The sequence below is a fragment of the Streptomyces sp. NBC_01214 genome, assembly GCF_026340975.1.
Lineage (GTDB): Bacteria > Actinomycetota > Actinomycetes > Streptomycetales > Streptomycetaceae > Streptomyces.
Genome location: NZ_JAPEOS010000001.1, coordinates 4799812 through 4820815 on the forward strand (window position 1 = coordinate 4799812; position 21004 = coordinate 4820815).

Consider the following 21004-nt stretch of genomic DNA (forward strand, 5'->3'; position numbering starts at 1 on the left):
TCTCCGGAAAGAAGGTGGTACTTTCCTCACGAGAAAGTACATGGAAGATCGATGACCAGGAACGCCAACCATGACCGCTTACGACGCCCAGACCGCCCTCAACGCCATACATCACCGTCAGGAGCAGACGCTCGACGCATACGTGCGCCACGCCCACTCCCGCCCCTACCTGATCATTTCGGCGCTGGGCCTGTTCGCCGTGTGCTCGTCCTTCGATCTCCCGAGCCCCTGGAAGGCCGCCGCGATCCTGGCCGGGAACGCCCTGACCCTGGGAGGACTCTTCGTGCACCAACGCAGGGCCCCCGTCCGCCGGAAGACCGCCGGCTCGGAGGCGCTGTTCTACGCGGCCATAGGAGTGCTCCTTCTCGCGCTCTTCTGGACGGTGGCCATCGCCGCCCACTTCCTCGGCCTGCCGGCACGACACACCATCGCCGCAGCCGTCACCGCCCTGACCGTCATGGTCGCCTCATACGTGCTGCGCCCGGTCGTCGAGACCATCATCCGCAGGAACGGCCACGCCTGATGGATCCGGACTTCGACGAGTTCCTGCACGTCCCGGCGCGACTCTCGGTGGTCGCGCTCCTGGCTCCGGCCGACTGGGTGGAGTTCGGATTCGTCCGGGATGCGGTGGGCACCAGCGACTCGGCGCTGTCCAAGCAGGCCGCCGCGTTGGCAGACGCCGGGTACGTCGAGGTCCGAAAAACACGGAACCGCACGGGACGGCAGACCCACCTCCGCCTCACCCCGCACGGGCGCCAGGCATTCCAGCGGCACGCCTCGGCGCTGGCGCGGATCGTGGCGGCAGCGCGCAACATCCCGGAGTAGCCGGAAGGGTCGCACCTGGCGACGCGGACAAGACCGACGCGCCCGGACGGCCAGGGCGGCCCGGACGGCCCGGACGGCCCGCGAGTTCGTGGGCCGTGGACGGCCTTGAGGAAGTCGCGCTCGCCCAGCGGTCGATAGGCCCACTCGGTGACGGCGAGCGCTGCTGGCCCGGCGACCTCCTCGGCCGTCAGCTGGTCCGCGCGGCATGCCGGCACCCTCGCCCCTACCGCACCGCGCTACGACCTCATCGATGAGCCCGATGCGCCGCCGTGAGCCACCGGGGCTGCACCGCAGCCGGTACAACCGCTACGGCCGCTCACGCAAATGCCGCGGAGCGGCGGTGTCCGCGAGGCCGCCAGACAGTCAGCAGGATGTGCCGCCCCCCGGTAACCAGACGCCCAACTACCCATCGGGACCTGGCAGATCGCACCACCCCTGCGACGGTTAACATCGTGGCTTCCCCCCCCATGTAGTCGGAGCCCCCATGAACCACACCCCTGACTTCTCCCTCTCCCGCCGCGGCCTCATACGCGCCAGTGTCGGCGCCTTGCTCGCCGCGCTCGGGCTCGGCGCCGGCGCTCAGACCGCTTCGGCTGACGTGACCGTGACCAAGCGGTTCGATCTCACGGAGCCGTCGTACGACCTGTTCCGGTCCAAGGACACGCACGGTGCACGCGTCCAGCAGAGCTTCGCCTTCGACTGGGTGAACAAGTTCCTGTTCGTGGCAACCAAGCGGAGCGGAAGCGACGAGTCCGACGGCGACCTGTGCATCAACAAGATGGACTTCGACGGGAACTACCTCTCGTACATGCACCTCAACGGCTTCGGCCACGGCGTCGCCTTCGCCGCGCTGCCGAGCGGTTCCGGCACCGAGCTGTGGATCGAGTGCGACGCGAACACCAACGGGTACGGCACCGCGCTCGCCCCCATCCGTTACACCGCCAACGCCACCCTGGCCTCGCCGGCTGCCGCGGCCGCCTACCGGCCGATCTCCGGAGCCACCGAGTACACCTGCTCCGTCGACCCGGTCTACCGGCGCATGATCGTTCGCTACCACACCAGCGCCGGCAAGCGCATCGCCGTGTACCCCCTCTCCGCCTTCGAGACGCGCAACTTCGGCTCCCCGCTGGTCGACTTCAAGCAGCCGACGATCTCCGGCACCCCACAGGGCTACACCCTCTACGGCTCGTACATGTACTACCTGACGGGTGACGCGTACCCCGGCGACGGCACCCCCACCGGCGACGGCAACACCCACATCACCACCATCGACATCAACACGGGCACCGTGACGCAGGGTCCCGTCCTCACCAAGGCCGGCTCCACCCTCCACCACCGCGAGCCCGAGGGCCTGGCGATCTACCGCACCGACGCCGGCGAGGCCCGACTCTTCATCGGCTTCGCCACCGGCGTGGAAGACCACCGACGCTCCAGCATCTTCTACAAGAACGCGCTGGTCTGATCCATGTCCGCCCGGCGGCCCCGCGGCCCCCGCCGTCCGCCGCCGGGCACCGACCCCGGGCCAGAGTTCCCCGACGCCCGGCAACCGTCCGAATCGCCGCCGCCGCACCTGACGCCGTACGAGCCCCCTCGACGCGGCGCCCTGACCGGGCGCTATTGTCCCTCTGCCGGGCCCGACCCGGCTCATGGAACGCGGGCTCCGCGGGGAGGGCAGGCACAACGGTGGGCGACGACGACAAGACGGTGCAGAGGCTGGACCTGGACGTCGACGAGCGGTCGTTGTCCCACCTGGGCTGGCGGATCGACGAGATCGAGGCGCGCCTGATCACCACGACCTACGGGGAGTGGGAGCACCACCAGGAGATCGCGCTCTCCGCAACCGCCCGGTTCCGGGGGGAGGACTGGTCCGATCGCTTCGGCCGCGGTGACTACGCCCCCGCCCTCCTGCTCGAAATCGGCCGCACGGGCTCGCCCACCCCACCCCAGTACAAGCGGCTCGTGATGGAGACCGTGCCGAAGGTGTCCGAGCGGCCCTGGCGCATCTCCGAGACGAGCAGCTCGTGGGAGCGCGAGAGCCCCCTCGCGCCCGAGGAGATCACCTTGCGGATCACCGCCCTCGACGTGGAGGAGATCGAGTCCGACTTCGACCTCGCGCCCGAGAAGCACACGGTGCTCCCGATCGAGGTGATCGACGAATCGACACAGACCAGCGCAGTACGGCTCACGGTCACCACGAGCAGCGCCAATGTCCTGCACGACCCGTGGGACAGCCGGCTGCGCGTGCACCTCGCCGGCAGCGCCGAATGTGGCGCTCCCGAGGAGTTGCTCGCCGTCCACCTTGCCGAGCACGACTGGCGCGACCAGGACTCGACGCTCGAGGACGTGTGCCCCTTCGAGGTGAGACTGCCCGGACTGGTCGTCGAGGTCCTGGAGGAAGGGGGATCCCTGCTCCGTGAGATGGAGATCAGCTTCTACGGCAGCATCCCCGTGGGTGAGGCGGGCGAGCCGCCCGCGCGCAGGCCCCGCTGGATAGCCGACGCCATTTACGACCTCCCCTATGTCGCCCCTGAGCACACCGCCCGTGAGCCCGCGCGCGTCATCGTCCGGATCGTGGACGACGATGACCTGTGAGGAGTCGTCCGGGACCGGGCAGCCCACAGAACACCCTCGCCCGCCGGGCACGTTCCGCCCCGGGGCAGGGCCCCGGATGGATCGGGTGACGCCGGATCAGCAGGCCGGGACCCGGCGGGGGAGTGCGGCCCGGCACCGGGGACCGATCATGTGATCGGCTGCGTGGTTCCGTCAGGCAGCGCGCAGGTTTCGTTGGCGTAGGGCCGTGCCGTGATCTGCCCGCCCGCAGCCGTGCACTCGTCCCGGGTGATGTTCGGAGACGACGCGGCCTCAGCGCTGACCGCACCGACGGCGCTCGCGCCGGCAAGGGTCGCCGCGGCCAGGGCGAGGCCCAGGATTCTTCGCATCCGCATGACGTCCTCCTCTCAGGCGCCTCCCTTCGGCCTGCGGGAGGGACAAGCCTTAGGACGAGGGCGCCCTCCTATTCAGCATGGGCGCTCCACACGGGGCCCGCAGCTCGACGCCGCCGGCCCGCCAGCGGGGCCTGCGCGAGCCCGGTATGGGTCTGCTGGATCTGCTGGATTTGCTGCCATGCCCTTTCGAGTGCGATCAGGTCCTCGGGGAAGCGGAACGGTGGTCTCACATCCAAAAGGAAACGCATGTGCGACACGACGGCCCGGCCGCCAGACCCACCACCACTGCGTCGCCATCGACCAGGACGGCACCAAAGACGTCCTTGCCCTGAGGGATCACGTCACCTGGGCCGTCGACATGGCCGGCGGCGAGCCCGCACTCCTCCTGGCCCTGTTCACGGGCCACGACCAGGACCTCCTCTACATTCCCGGCCAGGTCGTGAACCGAGCCAGCGACGGATACCGCGGCGAGGGTAAGACCGACGCCCGCGACGGCCTCGTGATCGCAGACCAGGCCCGCATCCGCCGCGATCTCAAGCCGATGCGGCCCACCGACGAAGCCACCATCGAGCTGAAGGTCCTCACCAGCCGCCGCACGGACCTCGTCCGTGACCGGCCCCGGGCCATCAACCGCCCGCGCTCTATGCTGACCGGCGTGCTTTCCGCCCGACTGGCCCGCTGGCTCCGCGCTCGCGGCGTCCGCACCCCGGCGGAGCTCGCAGCGACGGCGGTCGAGGCTGCCGAACAGCAGGACACCGCGGTACCCGGCGAGGCGGTCATCGCCCAGCTGGTGCGGCCCCTCGCTGCCGACGTGCGGGTGTTGCACGAGAAGGTCGCGGAGGTCGACCGCTGATCGAGGACCGCTTCCGCGCCCACGACCTCGCCGAGATCATCACGAGCGTGCCCGGCATCGGACCGTTCCTCGGCGCCGAGTTCCCCGCCAGCGTGGGCAGTGACCTCGCCTTCCCCGCGACCCCGGACCGACCAACCCCCGCCACTACCACCGCGGCCTCCAGCGCGTCTTCTCCACGTCCTCTAGGCCCCGATCCGAGAGCGAAAGGAGTAGGCGGGCACATTCGCCGTTCTCTGACGTTTTCCATGGATCCCAAATCCTCGTCGGCGCTCAGGCCGACAGCGGGGAAGGGGTCATGTCGTACTCATCGACGTCCAGAAACGCGCCGGTAGCGGCAAGAAAAGCGATTGCTTCGCGGTCGAGCGCCCAGCCGAAGAGGTTGTGCTCCCTATCCTGAGGCTGCCCGGCCTCGTCCTGCCGCTCGTCGTCGTTGAAGTAGCGCACGACCTCCAGCCGGGCGTCGAGGCCCGGCTCTTCTTCGTCGTCTGCACTGTTGTATTGCTTCATGAGCTCGGCTATGCGGTCGGTCTGTGGCCGGAGACGGCCCAGGACGTGCGCGATCTGTTCGTCTACGCACAGTCCCGGTTCCCTGCACACGACCTTCCAGACCTGACAGAACGGATTCGCCGGGTCAAGAGGGAGAAGGCGCGGGTTGACCACTTTCGTCTCATCAGGCTCGATACCCAGCACATCAGTTATCTCCTGCGCGGTAATGCGGCGGCTGGACAGAGCGAAGTAGACGTACTGGTGGAGAGGCATCCCCGGAGAATACGCGTTCACCCTTCACCCCCCACTCGCGTGACTGTGAGTGAGTTCCGACGTTGACCTCTCCCTTGGGAAGCCCCCGTGAACGCTGATGTTCGCCCCTGGCAATTCCGGCTACGCCGAGCCGAGTTGGCCGGCCCACGGGACGCGAGGCGTCGAAGGGGCGCCCGATCGGGGCCTACGTGGCGTTGTCAGAGGTGTCTGACAGGGTTCGCCCTGTGAATGAGCAGGCGATGGACTCGCGTTCCGCAACAAGTGGAGCGATGCGGCGGACACCCACACGCCCGGTCGACGTGGTGGGACTCGTACCCGGCCTAGCAGCGTGGGCTCGGGACGCCATCCGTCTCCACCTGAGGCGCGGCACACCGTCGAGCAGGCAGAGTTCCGTGGGCGGGCCCCTGCTGTGGCCGAAGGACGAGCCGTGGCCGGCGTGCACGAGGCCGCACCAGGACCTCGGTATGGGCATGCCGAGCAGCACACTGGTGCCGATGGTGCCGGTCGTGCAGGTCTTCCACGCGGACGTGCCGTCCGGCGTGGTGCCCTTCCCCCTCGGTAGGGATGTTCTGCAAGTCCTGTGGTGCCCGTTCAATCACGACTCCCCGGCTTCACCATGGCCCGTGGTCCTCTGGCGCGACTCCGGATCCGATCCAGGCCGTCCTCCCGACACCGGCCGCCGACCCCGAGGCTGACGACTGGCACCTACCGGCGCCGTGCGTGGTCCATCCCGAGCGGGTGACGGAGTATCCGTCATGGGACCTACCGGAAGACCTGACCGAAAGGTGGCAGGAGGACTTCCACCGGCTGGAGGAAGCGGCCCCGCTCCTCTCGTACGCCACCCACCTCGCCGAGGCGCCGGGCACGAAACTCGGCGGGTACCCGTCCTGGTTCACCGCACCCGGCGACACCGACTGCCAGCAATGCGGCCGACCGATGGATCACCTGCTCACCGTGGCCAGCAACGAGGGTGACAGTGCCTCATGGCGCGCGTGGCTCCCGGCGGAGGACCGGGACGAAGAGGGCCGCCGGGCCGTCCCTCTCGACCCCACCGGGCTCGACATGGGCGGCGGGGGCGCGGTGTACGTCTTCGCATGCCGATCCTGCCCGAACCGCCCCTTCACCCACTGGTACGACTCCGGCTGACCGACGTACCGCGGGTGGCGGTCTTGCCGTGCCGGCTGTCGCGCGACAGCCACGCCCGGGCCCGCCGAGCCCAGACTCGCTCCGGCGGGCCGACCAGCGTGCTCGGCCACACGTCTGTGCCCGACGCAGAGCACCAGCACCATGAGCGTCACCCCGTTTGCCCCGCCCCGCATCGGCAGCTGATCATCCGTGCATGAGAACCGAAGTCCAGATCTTCGTCGCCGACGGCCCGCTGCCCGACTGGGACTCCACTGAAGAAGAGATCGACAGAAGGGTGCTGCAACTCGACGCCATCACCAAACCCGTCACCACTGAGGAAGCCCACGCACTGGCTGCCTGCTTCGGACCGGACGACTGCTACGGCGTCGGCTGGACGCTGATCCACCTCATCGAAACGGCCCCCGGGCCATTGCCCGTCATCCCCCGCCCCGGCGTCGAGGCTCCCACCTGGGACGTTCCCTGGGGGCGGTGGCACTGGCACTACGGGCAGGAACTCGACGATGAGGTCAGCTGATCACTCGCGAACCGGGTCCTGTCGCCGCAGTGATCGTGCGCTGCGGGTCATGGAGTGGTGGTACGCCGCCACGAACTGTCCCATGCTGGATGGGAACTCGCGCAGCCGTCGTGCGCTCTGCGACGCTCGCCTGTGGCGACGTCGAGTCCCTCGAGCGTGACCGGCCAGGGCGCGTAGCGCCCTTTCAGAGCCGGTCGACGCCCAGAGCAGCGAGCGCGTGGCCGCCGCTTTCCATCGAGTCGGTGACGGCGTTCGGCGAAGTTGGCCTTGTTCTCGGGGACGCCGGTGGCGGCCGAGGCGACGGTCCGGGCCGAGCTTGCGGCGGGCGAGGACGAGGATGGTCAGCGCGGTGGCGGCGCCGCCGGCGGGGAGCGCGGCGAGAACATCGGGGTGAGCGGCGAGGGATGCGGCGAGCGCGGTGCCGGCCGCCTGACCGGTGCCGACCGACAGGATCAGCCAGGAGTACGACTCGGTGGTGCGGGAGGCGGAGGCGAGAGCGTCCACGGTGTGGTAGCCGTTGGTGATGATCAAGGTGAAGAACAGCCCGGGGATCGCCGTGAGGACGAAGGCCGTGCGGGGTCCGGGCTGGGCCAGCAGCGGTGCCCAGCCGAGGAGGAACAGGGCGCTGGTGGCGATGAGTTGGGATTTGGTCGTGCCGGGCCACGCCCGGCGGGCGTAGATCAGGCTGCCCACGAAGCTGCCGGTGGAGAACACGGCGGGTAGCAGTCCGCAGAGCATTGCCTGCCCGTGGGTGCCGGCCAGGCTTGCGGCCCACACGTTCATCGCTCCGAACGCGAACCCCGTTCCTGCCAGCGCGGTGAACAGCAGGACCAGGCCGGCGTTCATCAGCCGTCCTCTTTCGGTCACTCCGGCGATAGGACGCCAGGTCTGCGAGGGTGCGGAGGTCAGCACGACCGCCGTGCCCACCAGGGCGAGGGCGGCGGTCGCGGCCAAGGCGGTGTCGGGCCCGTGCGCGGTCGCCAGCCACGAGGCGAGCAGGGGGCCAGCGATGTAGAGGAGCCCCTGCGAGCCGGTGTCGAGGGCTTGGACGACTCGGCGCCGCCCGAAGTCAGGCAGGACTGTCGGCCAGAGGGCCCGAAGCCCTGCCTCCAGCGGCGGTGTGACCAGACCTGCGAGCCCGACCACCGCGGTCACCGCCGCGGGGGGCCCGCACGCCCGGATCAAGGGGAGCGCTGACAGGCAGCAGGCGTTGAGCAGCACCGCCGTTGCCGACACACGGGTTTGACCGTAGCGGTCCATCAGCCTGCCCTTGACGGGCTGGGACAGCCCGGACGCCAGCCCGTAGAGGGCGGCGAGCATTCCGGCGAAGGCCAGCGACCCCCCGCTGCCGGTGATCCACAGGACGAGTCCCACGGGAACCATGGAGTTGGGCAGGCGCCCGATCAGGGTGCCGCCGAGCAAGCGGACAACGTGTCGGCTGCCCAGTACGGCCCCGTACGTGGCGAGCGGCGGGGCAGCGGTCGGGTGTTCGGCCAGGGTCAACGGGGCAGGGCTTTCCATCAGAGGGGGTGCGGGGCGGGGGCAGGGCTTGGACCAGGGGGCCATCGTCGTCGCGCGGACGCAGCGGTGGCCGAAGGTGCTGCGGCCACGGTCGTCGTGCCAACGGCCGGTGAGCGGGGCGCGGTGCGGGGGTGTGATACGGCGGCAGGACCACGGCGGCGTCCTCCAGATGCCGGCCGATCCGTGCGAGGTCGTGGACATGGTGGTTGCTTTGCACCGAGAGCAACCGCGGGCGGACGGCGAACTCACGGCAGGCCCGGGTGTTCCGCGTGGTTGCCCAGATGGCGCAGGTGCCGAGGAACCCGGAGTCGGGAGCGTAACCCGCAGCCGACCGCTCACTACGGAAGTTGTGATCTTCCGACAAGACTGCGGGAGCTGACCGCAGTTGTGGCGGGAGGCGATGCCGGCGCGGGCTGCACGCGCCTCGTGCGGCGCATGGAAGACGACCGGTCGGCGCGGACGTAGTCACCTCCCGCGCAATGCGTCCTGGAGTTGCCGGACGGCGCCCGCTGGAGGCTGGCCAGTTTCCAGTTTCCAGCCTTCAGCCTTCAGCTTTCAGCGGCCAGGACGCGCAGGACGGGCTCGCCCGGACCGTCGCGGTGGGCGCGAGCCCCGTGCCGATGTGGCGCGCGGGGGAGGCCCGGCGCCCGGAGCGATCTGCGGGGAGCACCACAAGGCCGACCCAACGGCACCCACCGCCGATCGGCCCGTCGGCCTTCACGAGTACCCGGCTCCGGCGACGACCGGCAGGACCGCTGGAGAGAGCGGGCGCCGCCCGACCCGCGGCAAGGCCCGGATCGAACGAGCGCCCCCAGACCGTCGATCAACCCCGATCAGCGGGAACGCGCCCAGCCACGAACTCGGCCGTCGACGTGGCCAGCCCGAAGGGGCGAACGGTCGCATCACTGGCTGCTGGTATCAGGGGCGACCCGGAACGTCAGCAGGAACAGGCCGTCCAGTTCGCCGAGCGGCAGAACCCGCAATGCCCGGACGCCTTCGACGCTCAGGCCAGGGCGCTGGTGGCCATCTGGCCCGGCACGAGGACCGAGGCCACGGCGCCGGTCCGGGTGCGCCCGATCCAGACCGGAGCCCATCCCTCGGCGACATCGAATGCGATGAGGTCGGCCTTGAACCCCTCGTTGCTGCTCTTCTCGAACCAGCCGTCGCCAAGGTCCTCGGTGTCTCGGTCCGGGGCGGGCGCACTTCCCCCCGAGGACACGGCCCGTCGGAAGCGATGGAATGGTGCTGTCAGCGCCTCCCAGGCCTCGACGTCGGCGATGGCTCCCATGGCCTCGCTGTCAGAGTGGAACCCGGCTGCCGCGACGTCCGCATCCCCGATGTCGTCGTTCACTCCTACCCCCGCCTCCCAGACGACCACCGGGTCGTCACTGACGCACAGGCGGGTGGCGGCGCATTCCCGTCCGTCGAAGTACGTGCCGCCAAACTCGTACGGCGCCTGCGTCCAAGCCACCTCGACGCGGTACGTGCCCGGCGGAACGCGGGCCACGATCTCGCGCCCACGCTCCTCTGACCAGGGAGAGTCGACGATCAACCGACCACTGGGGACGCGGATCGTGGTGAGTTCCTCCACCTCGACCACCTCGACAAAGGTCGCAGGGTCGTCGGCGCGCACCCCAAGACGTGCGCCGGGCACGAAGACCGACTCCAGGAACCCTGCGTCCTGCGGCCCCGCAGCCAGTCGCGCATTCCCCACCCACGCCATCGCGCACCCCCGCATCTCCAACAACCACCGGCGTCGCCGAACCCTACGTGGCATCACTGACACCGGGGGCGTCCGACCCGGTGTCCACCGGGCGGGCCGGCGCTCAGCCAGAACAAGATCGCCGTGTTGGTCCGGACGTGCTCAGGGGCTTGAGCGGTGGGCCCGGCCCACCGATGGGTCGTGGAGCGGACGGTGTCCTGGCGTTCGTAGGCACCACTGGAGCCCTCATCCGCCACCGCTGCTCGAAGACGAACGACGGACCAGCGCAACCGCTACTGCAATATGGTTCGGTTCAAATGATCGAATCAGCTGAGCAGGTGCAGACCGCAGGGCGTCTCTGGCATGAACACCGCCAAGAGCCTTTCCCCGACAGCCTACGAAGGGTCACGTTCGAGGGGACGCATGTGTGGCTGCTCGACCTGGACATCGCCGGCTGCGTTCTTCGTTGGCTGGAAGGCGGCGGCACACTCGACTCGAAGAACAGCCGCTTGGTGCAAAGCTGCATCGAGGACCTGGAACGAGTCATCCCGGAGATCAACGACCCTGCAGGAGCCCAGTACTGCCAGCGGTTGCACCAACTCGCCGTGCTGGTATCGAGGAACCCATCCGGCACCACATGAGACGACCCCCAAGGACGTCTCGTGCTGGGAGGGGCCTGGTAGCCGACCCTTGTGTGCGGGTGTACGTGGCACCAGCGGGTCGGGGGTGTGCGGTGTGCCCGTATCAGCCGGTGTCAGTGGTGCCGTGTCACCACGGGACGTGGCGGTGGGGAGCAGGGGGCGCGGGAGTTGTCGCCAGGGCAGGACCGGGCGACGCGTGGCGCCTGTCAGGGACCTCCCGCCGGCCTGAGGTCGGTGAGCACCTCGCGGGCCGCCCTCGCCCCCGAGGCGAGTGCCCCCTGGAGCGAGCCCGTCGCACGGTGGTCCCCGCAGACATAACGGCCCGGTGCGAAGCGGGTGGTCCGGGTGAGCGGCATCGGCGGGGGCATGGCAGGCAGGGCGTTGCGCACCGTCACGCGGTGCACCGGCTCCCAGGTTCCCGTGTCCACGCCGTACGCCTCGGCGAGAGCGGAGAGCACGGCGGCCTCTTCTGCCGGGGAGGGGGCGCCGAGCACGGAGGTCGACACCAGACTCCTGCCGTCACGGGAGTAGCCGGGCTGGACCTCGGTCAGGACGCAGGTGTTCAGGAACCTGCGGCGTGCGTCGACCAGCAGGGTGGGTTCCGGGAGGGGCGAGCGTTCGACCGCGTGGTAAAGGGTCGTCACGGTCCGTCCCACAGGCGGCTCGAGGCCGGGCAGCAGGCGTGCCGCGGCGCCTGCTCCGGTGGCGACCACGACGGCCCGTGCCCGCACTTCACCGTCGCCGCACGCCACCCCCGTCGGCGTCAGCGCGGAGACCGGCGACAGGGTGCGCAACACGCTCTCGGGCAGCCCGGCGGCTAGTTGGGCCGGGACGGCGCCGATGCCGTCGCGGGGGAGGCAGAGCGTGCCGCGCAGCATGCTGCGCCAGACCAGGTGGAAGAAGCGGGCGGAGGTCTCCAGGGAGTCCTCCAGAAAGACCCCTGACAGGAAGGGCCGGAAGAACGTTTCGACGAAGTCTTCGGAGAAGCCCGCGTCGGCCAGGGCCGTGCGGGTGGTGACGTCGGGCCGGGCCCGCACGCGGGAGGCGGGTGCGAGCATGGCGTGTGCCGACAGGGCGCCGAAGGCGAGCAGGTCGCGCGGCTTGACCCGCCCGCCGGTGAGGAGACCGATGCCGTCGCGTGGGCGCCGCGTGGGATCGGCGACCCGAAGCCTCCCGCCGTCCCCGTGGACCAGCACACCGGGCGTGAACGGCCGCAAGAAGAGAGCGGGCAGGTCGAGGCGGCGCCTGACCTGTGGGTAGCTGGTGTTGAACACCTGGAAACCGTGGTCGATGGTGAAGCCCGCGATCCGGTCAGTGCGGATACGGCCGCCGGCCGTGTCCTCGGCCTCCAGCAGACGCACCCGCAGGCCGGCCGCAGCGAGGTCCGCAGCGCATGCCAGTCCAGCGGCTCCCGCACCAACGACCACCACGTCGTGCCGGTCGCGCTGCGCCTCGGCCATGAACGCCCTCACACTTCTTGCCCGACTCGGATGGCTGTGGCTGTGGCTGTGGCTGTCGCCAGGCTACGCGCGGCTTCTGCGAAGCGAGGACGGACGCGCCGCATCTCGCTGGCTGCTGCGCTACGGCGCGACGCGGCTGCCGAGCCCCTGACGGCGCTGTTGGCCTGAGCCGCCGTCTCCTCTACCGGGGCGGCTCGCACCGCTGGGGAAGCGTCACGGTCCCGGGGCGGTGCTCGAAGGTGTCCATGACCAGCCACTCGTCCAGCTCGGGGTCGTAGAGGTTCTGGACGCCGAACTGCAGCACCTGCCAGAAGGTGCCTCGGTCGTGCTCGTCGACGTAGATGTCGCCCAGTGCGAGCGGCAGGCGCGGGTACTTCCCGGGAGGCAGCTTCGGGAAGACCGCGCCCACCCTCCAGTGGTTCACGTGTCGCTGCGGGGTGCGCCGCAGGGTCTCCGGCCCGACGAACCGGGCGCCCTCGAACCCCTGGTTCAGCGCCTCCAGGTTGAAGCCGGGGATGCGTGAGCAGGGATGCTCGTTCAAGCCGGGCCACTTGTACGTCAGTGTGTAGAGCGTGTCGCGGTAGATCAGGTTGGTGAACCAGATCGGGTACTGCGGGCCTCCCGCGGTCATCTGGCTGTCGCCGTCCTTGCCCTCCCAGGTGAACGGCACCGTGATGTCCAGGTCGCGGACGATCCACTTGCCCTTGCCGCGGAAGTCGCGGGGGAGTCGGGGCGGAGGCGGCGTGACAGGGGCGTCCTGCCGCGCGGCCACGGTCGCGAACACCGGCGCGGTTCCGGTCCGGGGCTCGGCGTCGACCGAAGGCGGAGCCGCCAGGACGAGGGCGGCCGCTCCGACGAGAGCGGCCGACGTGGCCGTCCGACGTCTGCCCTTCTTCCCACCCATGGTCTCCCTCAGCTGTCGTGTCGGACGCCGTCATGATGCAGGACAATTACGGTGATGTGGGGACACCATCCCCGGAATCAAATATTCCGAAACCGGCGACTAGCGAGCAGATCCCGTAGCGGGCAGCGGTGGTGCGGCCGCCCCCCCTGAGACGTCCGCGGCCCGCCGCCCAGGCCGGCCGTCGTCCACGACACACCGCGCCGGACGCAGTCGTCCGGTCTCGGTCGGCGGGGCGTTGCGGTGGGCCGCGAGGGCCCTCTGAACCCGGTCCAGATGCCCCGGCGGGCGAACCGGTTCCCGTCGGCACGCGGCGGTAAGCAAGCACCCCCGAACCAGGCCGGCCAGGTGCCTGAGCCGCTGAACCCGCTGGTCCGGATCGGCCTGACGGAGTCAGCTCGAGTGGGGGAGGGCGCCCCAGACCTGTGCGCTCGCCCGAGCGGGCGTCGAGAGCGATGAGGTGAGAGCCCGAACAGAGAGCGGGAAAATCCTCGCTGAGGTTGCTGCCGGGGGCGGCCGGGTTGCCGAGGGCGCCCAGAGCATGTTTCTCAGTGAGCCGACCGGTCAAGTCCACCTAGAGTCAATCCAGTTGGCCTGGCGGCTCGAACGTGTTGCCGCTCCGCCACCCGCGCTACACGGAGATCGATTCGTTGAGCAAGAGCTGAGCTGGGGGCGGAGAAACACTCGTGATGCCCTCTCCGTACCTCGCTTGCGGTCCGTCAGCGCACCGGGCTGCCGGGCCACATGAGGCCAGCATGGAACCTCGGCGGGCGTCCGGACGAACCTTCAGCATGAGCGTCAGTTCCGGCCGCTGGCGGCGACGGGCGTGCTGGACCTGCTCGAGGCCCGCGCCGGCACGGATCGCGGGGGCCCGCGGGGGCCCGCTAGCGAGGACCACGAGCGCGTGCCGACCCGTCCGGCTGCCCGGGCATCCGAAACCGGCCTCAGATCAGGGCGCATGCCCCCCGTGCGGGATCTCGCCCCGTCGCTGTCGTCCCCCCGGCACCGCACGCGGTGCGGTGGGGCGGAGCTCAGCCGGTCATCGTCACGAGCCGCACCGGGCGACGTGCCGACGGATGCCGGTCCGGGTGCGGGCGCCGTTCAGCACCCGGCTGCCCGCCGACCGCCAGGACCTGGGCAACCACGTCGGGGCACGCTGGGACTACGTCCTGGCGATCTCTTGCCGGAGCTGATGGGGGAATCGGCGTAGGAGATCCTCAGTTTCCCCGTGCTCAGCCCTGCGATCGTCCCTGCCCTCGCTGGGCCGGGAACTCCACACCCGGCGCGCGAGAGCGTCGGCGAGATCGACGGTCTCGTCGGCGCACAGCAGGTAGAGGGCTGACCGGGCTTCCTGCATCCGGCCCACCAGTTCATTGGCCCCGGCGTCATCGTTGCTCAGCCGTGTTTCCCGAAGGTAGTCGATGAGCTGGGCCACTGCTGTGTTGAAGCCGACCCCGGCTTTCAGCTTCTGCTCGCGCAGCCGCATGCGCTCCTGTCGCCGCGCAGTGAACCAAGACCCGAACACGACCCCCGTGAGGCCGAGACAAGCCCCGATGGCCACGGGCAGGATGTTCCCCACGTCAACTCCCCCCGACACACAGCTGACAGCAGACTAGAGAAGCCGTGCAACCCGCCTCACCCGTCACCGAGGGGCGCGGTCAAGGACCGGATGGACAGTGAAACGGCTATGGACGCCGCACCGTTCTGGGGTGAGAGCAGGCATGAGTACGGGAGCAACGGAAACGGCGTCAACACCGGCAACGGCTGCGGGTGACCATACCTGGCAGGAGAGGAAACCAGATGAGTACGGCCGAGGCCGACCCGACTACGCCCACTGAGCGCAACGAGCCACCGTCAACAGGAACCAGAGCTGTGCGGTGCATCCTGACCTACATATGCCTGCACATGGCCGCGTGGGTGGCCGTCGCGTTCACCGCGCCGAGCGACGACCCCTTCGGGCAGACCATGGGCATCGCCCTGGGCATGATGGCGTTCACTGGCATCCCTTCGGTAGCACTCGCCATCGGCGCAGCCGCGGCGCACACACGGATGGATCTGGTCCGTTTCCGGTGGCTCATTGCCTTCCCGATGGCGCTCTTCGCCCTGCCCGCTGCGAGCGCGAGCGCGGTGGCCGAGCCGCTGGTGTTCCAGGTGCTCGCGCACGGAGCATTCGCCTGCCTGATGCCTACCCCTCTCACTCCCGGCAACTGGAAGGGCACGCCGCTCGACTGATCACGCCACCGCGCCCGACGCCCCGCAGCTGAATCACATCAACTGGACCGGGAAGTAGCGGTGTTGACGGACAGACACCGCGCCGCCGTAACGGCGGGGACGTGCTGGTCGCGTGCCGCTGATGGGCCGACCGATCCCGGTAAGGGACCGCGGGCCTGCCCCTGAGCCCGCCGGCCGGGGCTGTGGTGCTGGCAACCGCCAGCTGCCGCACCGTTGCGGGAGCGATCGGGCGATCGGACCGGCAGACAGAGCGGACCAGGACCGGCCGGCGCACCCGCCGAGAGAGCCCTGCGAAGCCGGGTCACCGCCCCACCCACCGGATGCCGTCGTCGTGAGATCGTCCCAGCGCCCGTACCGAGAGATGGACATCCCTTCTGCCCGGATGGCCGAATACCTATGATCATCACCGCCGGGGGAACGCGCGACGCCTCATCTGCCAGCCGGCGGCGTCGCACCAGGGGGTAGCGAACATGGCCACGCGTACGGACGTCGACGTGTCTCACCGCAGAGGAGGGATCGGCCGCATGCTGGTCGCGGGCGGCGCCGCCGTGGCCCTGATCGGCTCTATCACCGCCGGGTGCCTGGCCATCACGGGCCGCTTCCCGGGCGACTCCATGGACATCGCCTGGGAGACCCCGGCGGACGGCAACGCCTCCAAGCAGGGCAACGGTGCCTGGCTGGCTGGCGACACCCTGGTGCGGAGCCGCTCCGACGCGGTGACCGGCTACGACGCCGGTACCGGCGAGCGGACCTGGCAGTACCGGCCGCCCGGCCGCTCCGAGATCTGTCTCGCCGAAGCCGACGTCGACAGCTCCGTTCTCCTCGTCACACGCGACGACGACACCCGCCCCGCCTCGTCCCAGCGCGAGCTCTGCACCACCGTCGCCGCCATCGACCTGAAGAACGGCCGCGAGATGTGGCGCGCCCCGATCCCCACCGACGACGACAAGCCCCGCTTCGAGCCCAACCCGGTGGCCGCGGGAGGCGGTCTCGCCGTGCTCGCCGACCAGGGGCTACGTGCCGTCGACATACGCACCGGCGCGCCCCGCTGGACGGCGGCCGTTCCCAAGAACTGCGTTCCGGGCAAAGCCGCGCCGGCCCAACGGCACGTCGCCGCGCTCCTGGCATGCGGCGACCCCGACAAACCGTGGAGCGACGGCACCCCCGTAGGCGCCGAACTGCATGCGGCCGCCTTCGACCCGTCCACCGGCGCGCTGCTGTGGTCCACCCCGTTCGGCGATCGCGAGCCGGTCAGCCACAGCGCGGGCACCTCCGTCCTCTCGGCCGACCCGCTGGTCGTGGCCGCCTCGACCTCTTCGAACTCCGAGCACGGGGCCTTCCACTCCTTCGACAAGGACGGCCGCCCCAATCCGCCCATCGACTACAACGGCGCGTACGGCACACTCGACGCCAAAAGACCGCTCGGCACGACGACGGATGGCACCCGGCTCTACGCCCTGTCCGGCTACTACAAGAAGGGCGGCACCCGCCACCGCGCGGTCGCCTTCGACCTGGCCACCGGCCAGCAGGTCTGGAAGACCGGCCTCGACGACTCCCCGGGTATCGGCCTGAGCCTCCAGAACGGCAAGGTCACGGTGATCGTCCGGACCAGCGCGACATCGGCGATCGCACACGAGGAACTGCACGTCCTCGACGCCGCCACCGGCAAGGAGCGCGACGTCCGCAGCTTCCACGACACCGTTGCCGCACACAAGATCTTCGAGTACAAGGGCCTACTCATCGGCGCCAACCTGAGCGACTACGTACCCCCACCACCCCCCTTCACGGCGTACGAAGCCTCGTGACCCCACTCGGACGCTTCAAAGGGGCACCTCCGGCAAGGGGATCTCGCCGATCCGGCAGAGTCGGCGCAGCTCAGGACGGCCATGGCCGTGGATGCGCTCCCCGGGACCCACTGCACGTGCCTCGGGGACGTCCGCTCCGAGCCGTTCGACCGGGACGGTGGGCGGCGCGACTGGCTGTCCGCGATGCCCGCCGGACCGGGGGAACCGTGGTGGTCGTCGGCATCCCGGGACGGAGGCCGAGGGCACGTGCTGGCCCGGCCTCCCGCGGTGGACTGACCACGAAGATCCGCCTCGCCGCCATCTTCATCTGTCGGCGAGGTGATCCGAAGGGGACGGCCTAGTCGTCGATGCCCAGATCAGAGCGCATGGACCGCTTCAGCGATCCCAGGTGGGGCCAGACCCCCCGGTGGAGCTCGTTTTCCAGGGCGCTGAGTTCATCCGCATACGCGGAGGGTTCCGCGCCGTACTTCTTGAGCTTGCCGTACGCAGCGTTCAAATGGGACTTGGCCGTGCCGGACGCACGCAACACAGCATCCGGAACGATCATCTGAGACTCCGCGTAGCTGTCCCGGTAGGTCAGCCTGGCCGCCTCCAGGTTTCCCCGGGAGGCGGCGACCTCCTCGCCGCGTTGAAGCGCAAAGGCATAGTTGGTCATTGCCGTCAGGTACTGGCGCGCCGCGGTGTTCAGCGTGATGTAACACGCGCGGCGTCGTTCGAGGCTCTCGCGCTGCCATTGTCTGGTCTGCTCTGCGCGGAGCAACTCCTCGGCATGAGCACGTTCTTCCCGCCGTTGTTCAGTGGCGGCCTGTAACTCCATCCGCTTGGTGCGGTCCGCACGGTTCTGCGTCAGCAGCGCGGCCCCCAGTGTGCCCGCCACACCGACCATGGCGATTAACAGCCCGGCCCAACCAGCGCCCACGACGCCCCCTTCGTGAATATCGGAAGATCGCTCCCCACGGCAGGTGCCCCTCCCGTGCGTCACAGGACCGGGAACCCGACAAAGGGTCCCGCCCATTGTGCCGGGACGCGCGCGGCTGTTGGTCTGCATGGGAATGTCAACGGGACCTCGTCACCTGAGTGTCAAATCGCGCAGGCCCAGCGACCTGGGGGTGGCCGCCGACGGTGACTGCTCACCTGCCGGTGACATGGGTGGCGAAAGGCCGTGCCGTTCTCATGCCGACCGCCAGGCGCGGCCGGCGGCCCGGCGGGAGGCGTACGCGATGGACCAGAGCCAGCCGGCCTCCAGCATCCGGTTCACCTCACGCGCCAACACCTCACGGGAGACCGAGTACGCCAACTTCCTGCGCGCCCCCGGCATGGGGCACATCCTCGACTGACGCCCTCCCGGTGGCGAGCACGGGGTAGGGGCTGCCCGGGCTGTGGGCAGTGCCGCCGGGCGCCGTGACGGAGACGACGATATGGGTCCTCCACGGTCCTCCCGAGCGGTGGGTGGGAGGGCCTTCGATCCGGTCACGGCACACTGCGAGATCCGAGATCCGAGATCCGAGAGTCAGAGTCGGCTTTGCCGTTGTGCTGATGCGTCGTTCGGCCCGCCGGGCCCGGCGGGTCGGGCGAGTGCGCTCGGCCACCAGGCGCGCGGGCCAATGTCGATGACCAGGGCCGGTACCAGCAGTGAGCGCACGACGAGGGTGTCGAGGAGGACGCCGAAGGCGACGATGAAAGCGATCTGGACGAGGAAGGCGAGGGGGATCACCATCAGTGCGGCGAACGTCGCGGCGAGGACGACCCCGGCGGAGGTGATTACGCCTCCCGTGGTGGTGAGTCCGCGCAGGACGCCCTGGCGGGTGCCCAGGGTAAGTGCTTCCTCGCGGACACGGGACATGAGGAAGATGTTGTAGTCGACGCCGAGGGCGACCAGGAACACGAACCCGTAGAGCGGGACGGAGGCGTCTGTTCCGCTGAAGCCCAGCAGGTGTTCGAAGACGAGGGCGGACACCCCCAGTGTCGCGAGGAAGTTGAGGGCGACGGTCGCGACGAGCAGGACGGGCACGAGTACGGAGCGCAGGAGCGCGATCAGGATCAGCAAGATGATGCCCAGGACGACCGGGACGATCACGGCGCGGTCGCGGGCGGAGGTCTGCTGGGTGTCGTACTGCTGGGCGGTGTAGCCGCCGACCAGTGCCTTGGCCCCGGGAACCGCGTGCAGGCGGTCGCGCAGCCGCTGGACTGTCTCCTTCGCGGCATCGCTGTCGGCGGCAGCCTTGAGCGTGGCGTCCAAGCGCACCCGGCCGTCCACGACGAGGGGATCCCCCATGCCCGGTCGGCCGCCCGCGGTGACCGTGGTGACGGCGGCTACACCTTCTGTGGACTCGGCAGCAGCTCGTACTTCCGCAACGCGGCCGGCATTGGTGATGACGACGGCGGGATTGCCGGATCCACCGGGGAAGTGCCGGGCCAGGGTTTGCTGGGCACTGACCGAAGGGGCGTCGTTGACGAAGATCTCGTCCAGCGGCACGCCCTTGGACGACAACATGGAAGAGAACCCGGCAAGTACCGCGAGCAGCAGCGTGGTGGATACCCACACGCGCCGCGGCGCGTGGTCGATCAGCTCGGCGATACGCCGCCACACGCCGTGGCCCTCGACGGTGGCATCGGCGGGCTTGGGGGTGGCGGGCCAGTAGGCGGCCCGGCCCAGCAGCACCAGAGCGGCAGGCAGGAAGGTGAGAGTGGCGATCACCGAGCAGACGATGCCGATCGCGCCCACCGGTCCCAGTGCACGGTTGTTCGTGAGGTCGCTCGCCAGCAGCGCCAGAAGGCCCAGGGCCACGGTTGCCGCGCTAGCGGTGATGGCCCCGGCAGACCGGCGCACGGCAGCCACCGCAGCCTTCGCGCGGTCGCCCTGCCGGGCGAGTTCCTCCCGGAAGCGAGCTGCCAGGAGCAGGGCGTAGTCGGTCGCGGCCCCGATGACCAGGATGGACAAGATTCCCTGGACCTGGCCGTCCACACGGACCGCGCCGCGGTCGGCCAGGGCGTAGACCACGGCGCAGGCCAGACCGAGGGCGAACACCGAACTGATGATGATCACCAGGGGCAGTAGGACGCTGCGGTAGACCAGGAGCAGGATCAGTAGCACCGCCCCCAGGGCCACGCCGAGCAGCAGTCCGTCGATGCCGGCGAACGCGTCGGACAGGTCCGCCTGGCTGGCTGCGGGACCGGCGATCTGGACGGTGGTCCCGGGTACCCGCTGCGCCGCCTGCCGTACCTCCTCCAGGACTGCCGGGATCTCCTCGCCCAGGTTGGTGGCCAGCGGTACGACGGCCTGGAGTGCCCGGCTGTCGCCGGAAACGAAGGCCGGAGAGGGCGGAGCGGCGATGCCGTGCCTGCCGGCGAGACCGCCGACCGCCTGCGTGGCGGCCTCCTGCTGTCCGGCGCTGACACGGTTGCCGTCCGCCGTCCAGATGATGACGGCGGGGATGGAGGGTGACGTTTCGAACGCCTTGCGGGCTTCTAGGACCTGTGTGGACTCGGCGTTGCGCGGCAGGAATGCCGCCTGGTCGTTGGTGGCGACCTCGCCCAGCTTCCCCGCGTACGGTCCCAGCGTCCCGCCGATGCCGAGCCACACGATCAACAGCGCGAGCGGCACGATCCAGCGGGCCCAGCGCGGTGTGTTCTTCAAGGTGAGCCCCTCGCTCCTGCAGTTAGGTCATTCATAAAGAATGTCAATCATCGAGAGACTATA

Annotated in this window: 19 protein-coding genes and 1 pseudogene; 10 read left to right on the plus strand and 10 right to left on the minus strand. The window is 69.7% G+C overall.

What is annotated here, in order from left to right:
• Positions 1–70: 70 nt before the first annotated feature.
• From OG594_RS22410 to OG594_RS22425, 4 genes are all read left to right on the plus strand, one after another.
• Positions 71–523 (plus strand): hypothetical protein, encoded by a 453-nt coding sequence (locus OG594_RS22410; protein ID WP_266601733.1) that lies wholly within the window; start codon positions 71–73, stop codon positions 521–523.
• Positions 523–825 (plus strand): transcriptional regulator, encoded by a 303-nt coding sequence (locus OG594_RS22415; RefSeq protein ID WP_266601735.1) that lies wholly within the window; start codon positions 523–525, stop codon positions 823–825. Before OG594_RS22410 ends, OG594_RS22415 begins: the two co-directional genes overlap by 1 nt.
• 484 nt (positions 826–1309) lie before the next feature.
• On the plus strand, positions 1310–2287 hold the full coding sequence (locus tag OG594_RS22420; protein WP_266601737.1) for a teichoic acid biosynthesis protein C: 978 nt from the start codon (positions 1310–1312) through the stop codon (positions 2285–2287).
• Positions 2288–2508: 221 nt separating this feature from the next.
• Positions 2509–3417 carry a hypothetical protein gene (locus OG594_RS22425; RefSeq protein WP_266601739.1) on the plus strand — a complete coding sequence of 303 codons (909 nt, stop codon included), beginning with the start codon at positions 2509–2511 and terminating at the stop codon, positions 3415–3417.
• Between the two features lie 146 nt (positions 3418–3563).
• Here OG594_RS22425 and OG594_RS22430 read toward each other — a convergent pair whose 3' ends face one another.
• On the minus strand, positions 3564–3770 hold the full coding sequence (locus OG594_RS22430) for a hypothetical protein (protein WP_266601741.1): 207 nt from the start codon (positions 3768–3770) through the stop codon (positions 3564–3566).
• Between the two features lie 220 nt (positions 3771–3990).
• Here OG594_RS22430 and OG594_RS22435 point away from each other — a divergent pair, with 220 nt between their 5' ends.
• Positions 3991–4623: an IS110 family transposase gene (locus OG594_RS22435; protein WP_266601743.1), complete on the plus strand. Its 633-nt coding sequence runs from the start codon at positions 3991–3993 to the stop codon at positions 4621–4623.
• A gap of 270 nt (positions 4624–4893) precedes the next feature.
• Here the strand turns inward: OG594_RS22435 and OG594_RS22440 are convergent, their stop codons facing one another.
• A complete protein-coding gene (locus tag OG594_RS22440) occupies positions 4894–5382 on the minus strand; it encodes a DUF4279 domain-containing protein (protein ID WP_266601745.1) in 489 nt (162 codons plus the stop codon).
• A gap of 738 nt (positions 5383–6120) precedes the next feature.
• Here OG594_RS22440 and OG594_RS22445 point away from each other — a divergent pair.
• Both OG594_RS22445 and OG594_RS22450 read left to right on the plus strand, forming a co-directional pair.
• A complete protein-coding gene (locus OG594_RS22445; protein WP_266601747.1) occupies positions 6121–6528 on the plus strand; it encodes a hypothetical protein in 408 nt (135 codons plus the stop codon).
• A gap of 193 nt (positions 6529–6721) precedes the next feature.
• Positions 6722–7042, plus strand: coding sequence for a hypothetical protein (locus tag OG594_RS22450; RefSeq protein ID WP_266601749.1), 321 nt, complete (start codon positions 6722–6724; stop codon positions 7040–7042).
• On the opposite strand, the gene OG594_RS22455 is transcribed toward OG594_RS22450, so the two are convergent.
• Both OG594_RS22455 and OG594_RS22460 read right to left on the minus strand, forming a co-directional pair.
• Positions 7043–8764: an MFS transporter gene (locus tag OG594_RS22455; RefSeq protein WP_266601751.1), complete on the minus strand. Its 1722-nt coding sequence runs from the start codon at positions 8762–8764 to the stop codon at positions 7043–7045.
• A gap of 802 nt (positions 8765–9566) precedes the next feature.
• Entirely contained in the window at positions 9567–10217 is a 651-nt protein-coding gene (locus OG594_RS22460) for a DUF4241 domain-containing protein (RefSeq protein WP_266601753.1), read from the minus strand.
• A 365-nt stretch (positions 10218–10582) separates the two neighbouring features.
• Between OG594_RS22460 and OG594_RS22465 the strand changes: the two genes are divergently transcribed.
• Entirely contained in the window at positions 10583–10906 is a 324-nt protein-coding gene (locus OG594_RS22465) for a hypothetical protein (RefSeq protein ID WP_266601755.1), read from the plus strand.
• Positions 10907–11112: 206 nt separating this feature from the next.
• Here the strand turns inward: OG594_RS22465 and OG594_RS22470 are convergent, their stop codons facing one another.
• The 4 genes and pseudogenes from OG594_RS22470 to OG594_RS22485 all read right to left on the minus strand — a co-directional run bounded on the left by OG594_RS22470 (position 11113) and on the right by OG594_RS22485 (position 14846).
• The gene (locus OG594_RS22470) at positions 11113–12366 is read right to left on the minus strand and encodes an FAD-dependent oxidoreductase (RefSeq protein WP_266601757.1); all 1254 of its coding nucleotides are present in this window, start codon (positions 12364–12366) and stop codon (positions 11113–11115) included.
• 181 nt (positions 12367–12547) lie between these two features.
• Positions 12548–13270, minus strand: a complete 723-nt coding sequence (locus OG594_RS22475; protein ID WP_266601759.1) for a hypothetical protein — start codon at positions 13268–13270, stop codon at positions 12548–12550.
• Positions 13271–13423: 153 nt separating this feature from the next.
• Positions 13424–13543, minus strand: a pseudogene (locus OG594_RS22480) (IS481 family transposase); the annotation flags it as partial.
• An 886-nt stretch (positions 13544–14429) separates the two neighbouring features.
• Entirely contained in the window at positions 14430–14846 is a 417-nt protein-coding gene (locus OG594_RS22485) for a hypothetical protein (protein WP_266601761.1), read from the minus strand.
• A 221-nt stretch (positions 14847–15067) separates the two neighbouring features.
• Between OG594_RS22485 and OG594_RS22490 the strand changes: the two genes are divergently transcribed.
• Together OG594_RS22490 and OG594_RS22495 are read left to right on the plus strand one after the other, a co-directional pair.
• On the plus strand, positions 15068–15499 hold the full coding sequence (locus OG594_RS22490; RefSeq protein ID WP_266601763.1) for a hypothetical protein: 432 nt from the start codon (positions 15068–15070) through the stop codon (positions 15497–15499).
• A gap of 470 nt (positions 15500–15969) precedes the next feature.
• Complete coding sequence (locus OG594_RS22495) at positions 15970–17304, plus strand: PQQ-binding-like beta-propeller repeat protein (RefSeq protein WP_266601765.1); 1335 nt, start codon at positions 15970–15972, stop codon at positions 17302–17304.
• Positions 17305–17641: 337 nt separating this feature from the next.
• Here OG594_RS22495 and OG594_RS22500 read toward each other — a convergent pair whose 3' ends face one another.
• Together OG594_RS22500 and OG594_RS22505 are read right to left on the minus strand one after the other, a co-directional pair.
• Positions 17642–18223 carry a hypothetical protein gene (locus OG594_RS22500; protein ID WP_266601773.1) on the minus strand — a complete coding sequence of 194 codons (582 nt, stop codon included), beginning with the start codon at positions 18221–18223 and terminating at the stop codon, positions 17642–17644.
• Positions 18224–18814: 591 nt separating this feature from the next.
• Complete coding sequence (locus tag OG594_RS22505) at positions 18815–20941, minus strand: MMPL family transporter (protein WP_266601775.1); 2127 nt, start codon at positions 20939–20941, stop codon at positions 18815–18817.
• Positions 20942–21004: the final 63 nt, after the last annotated feature.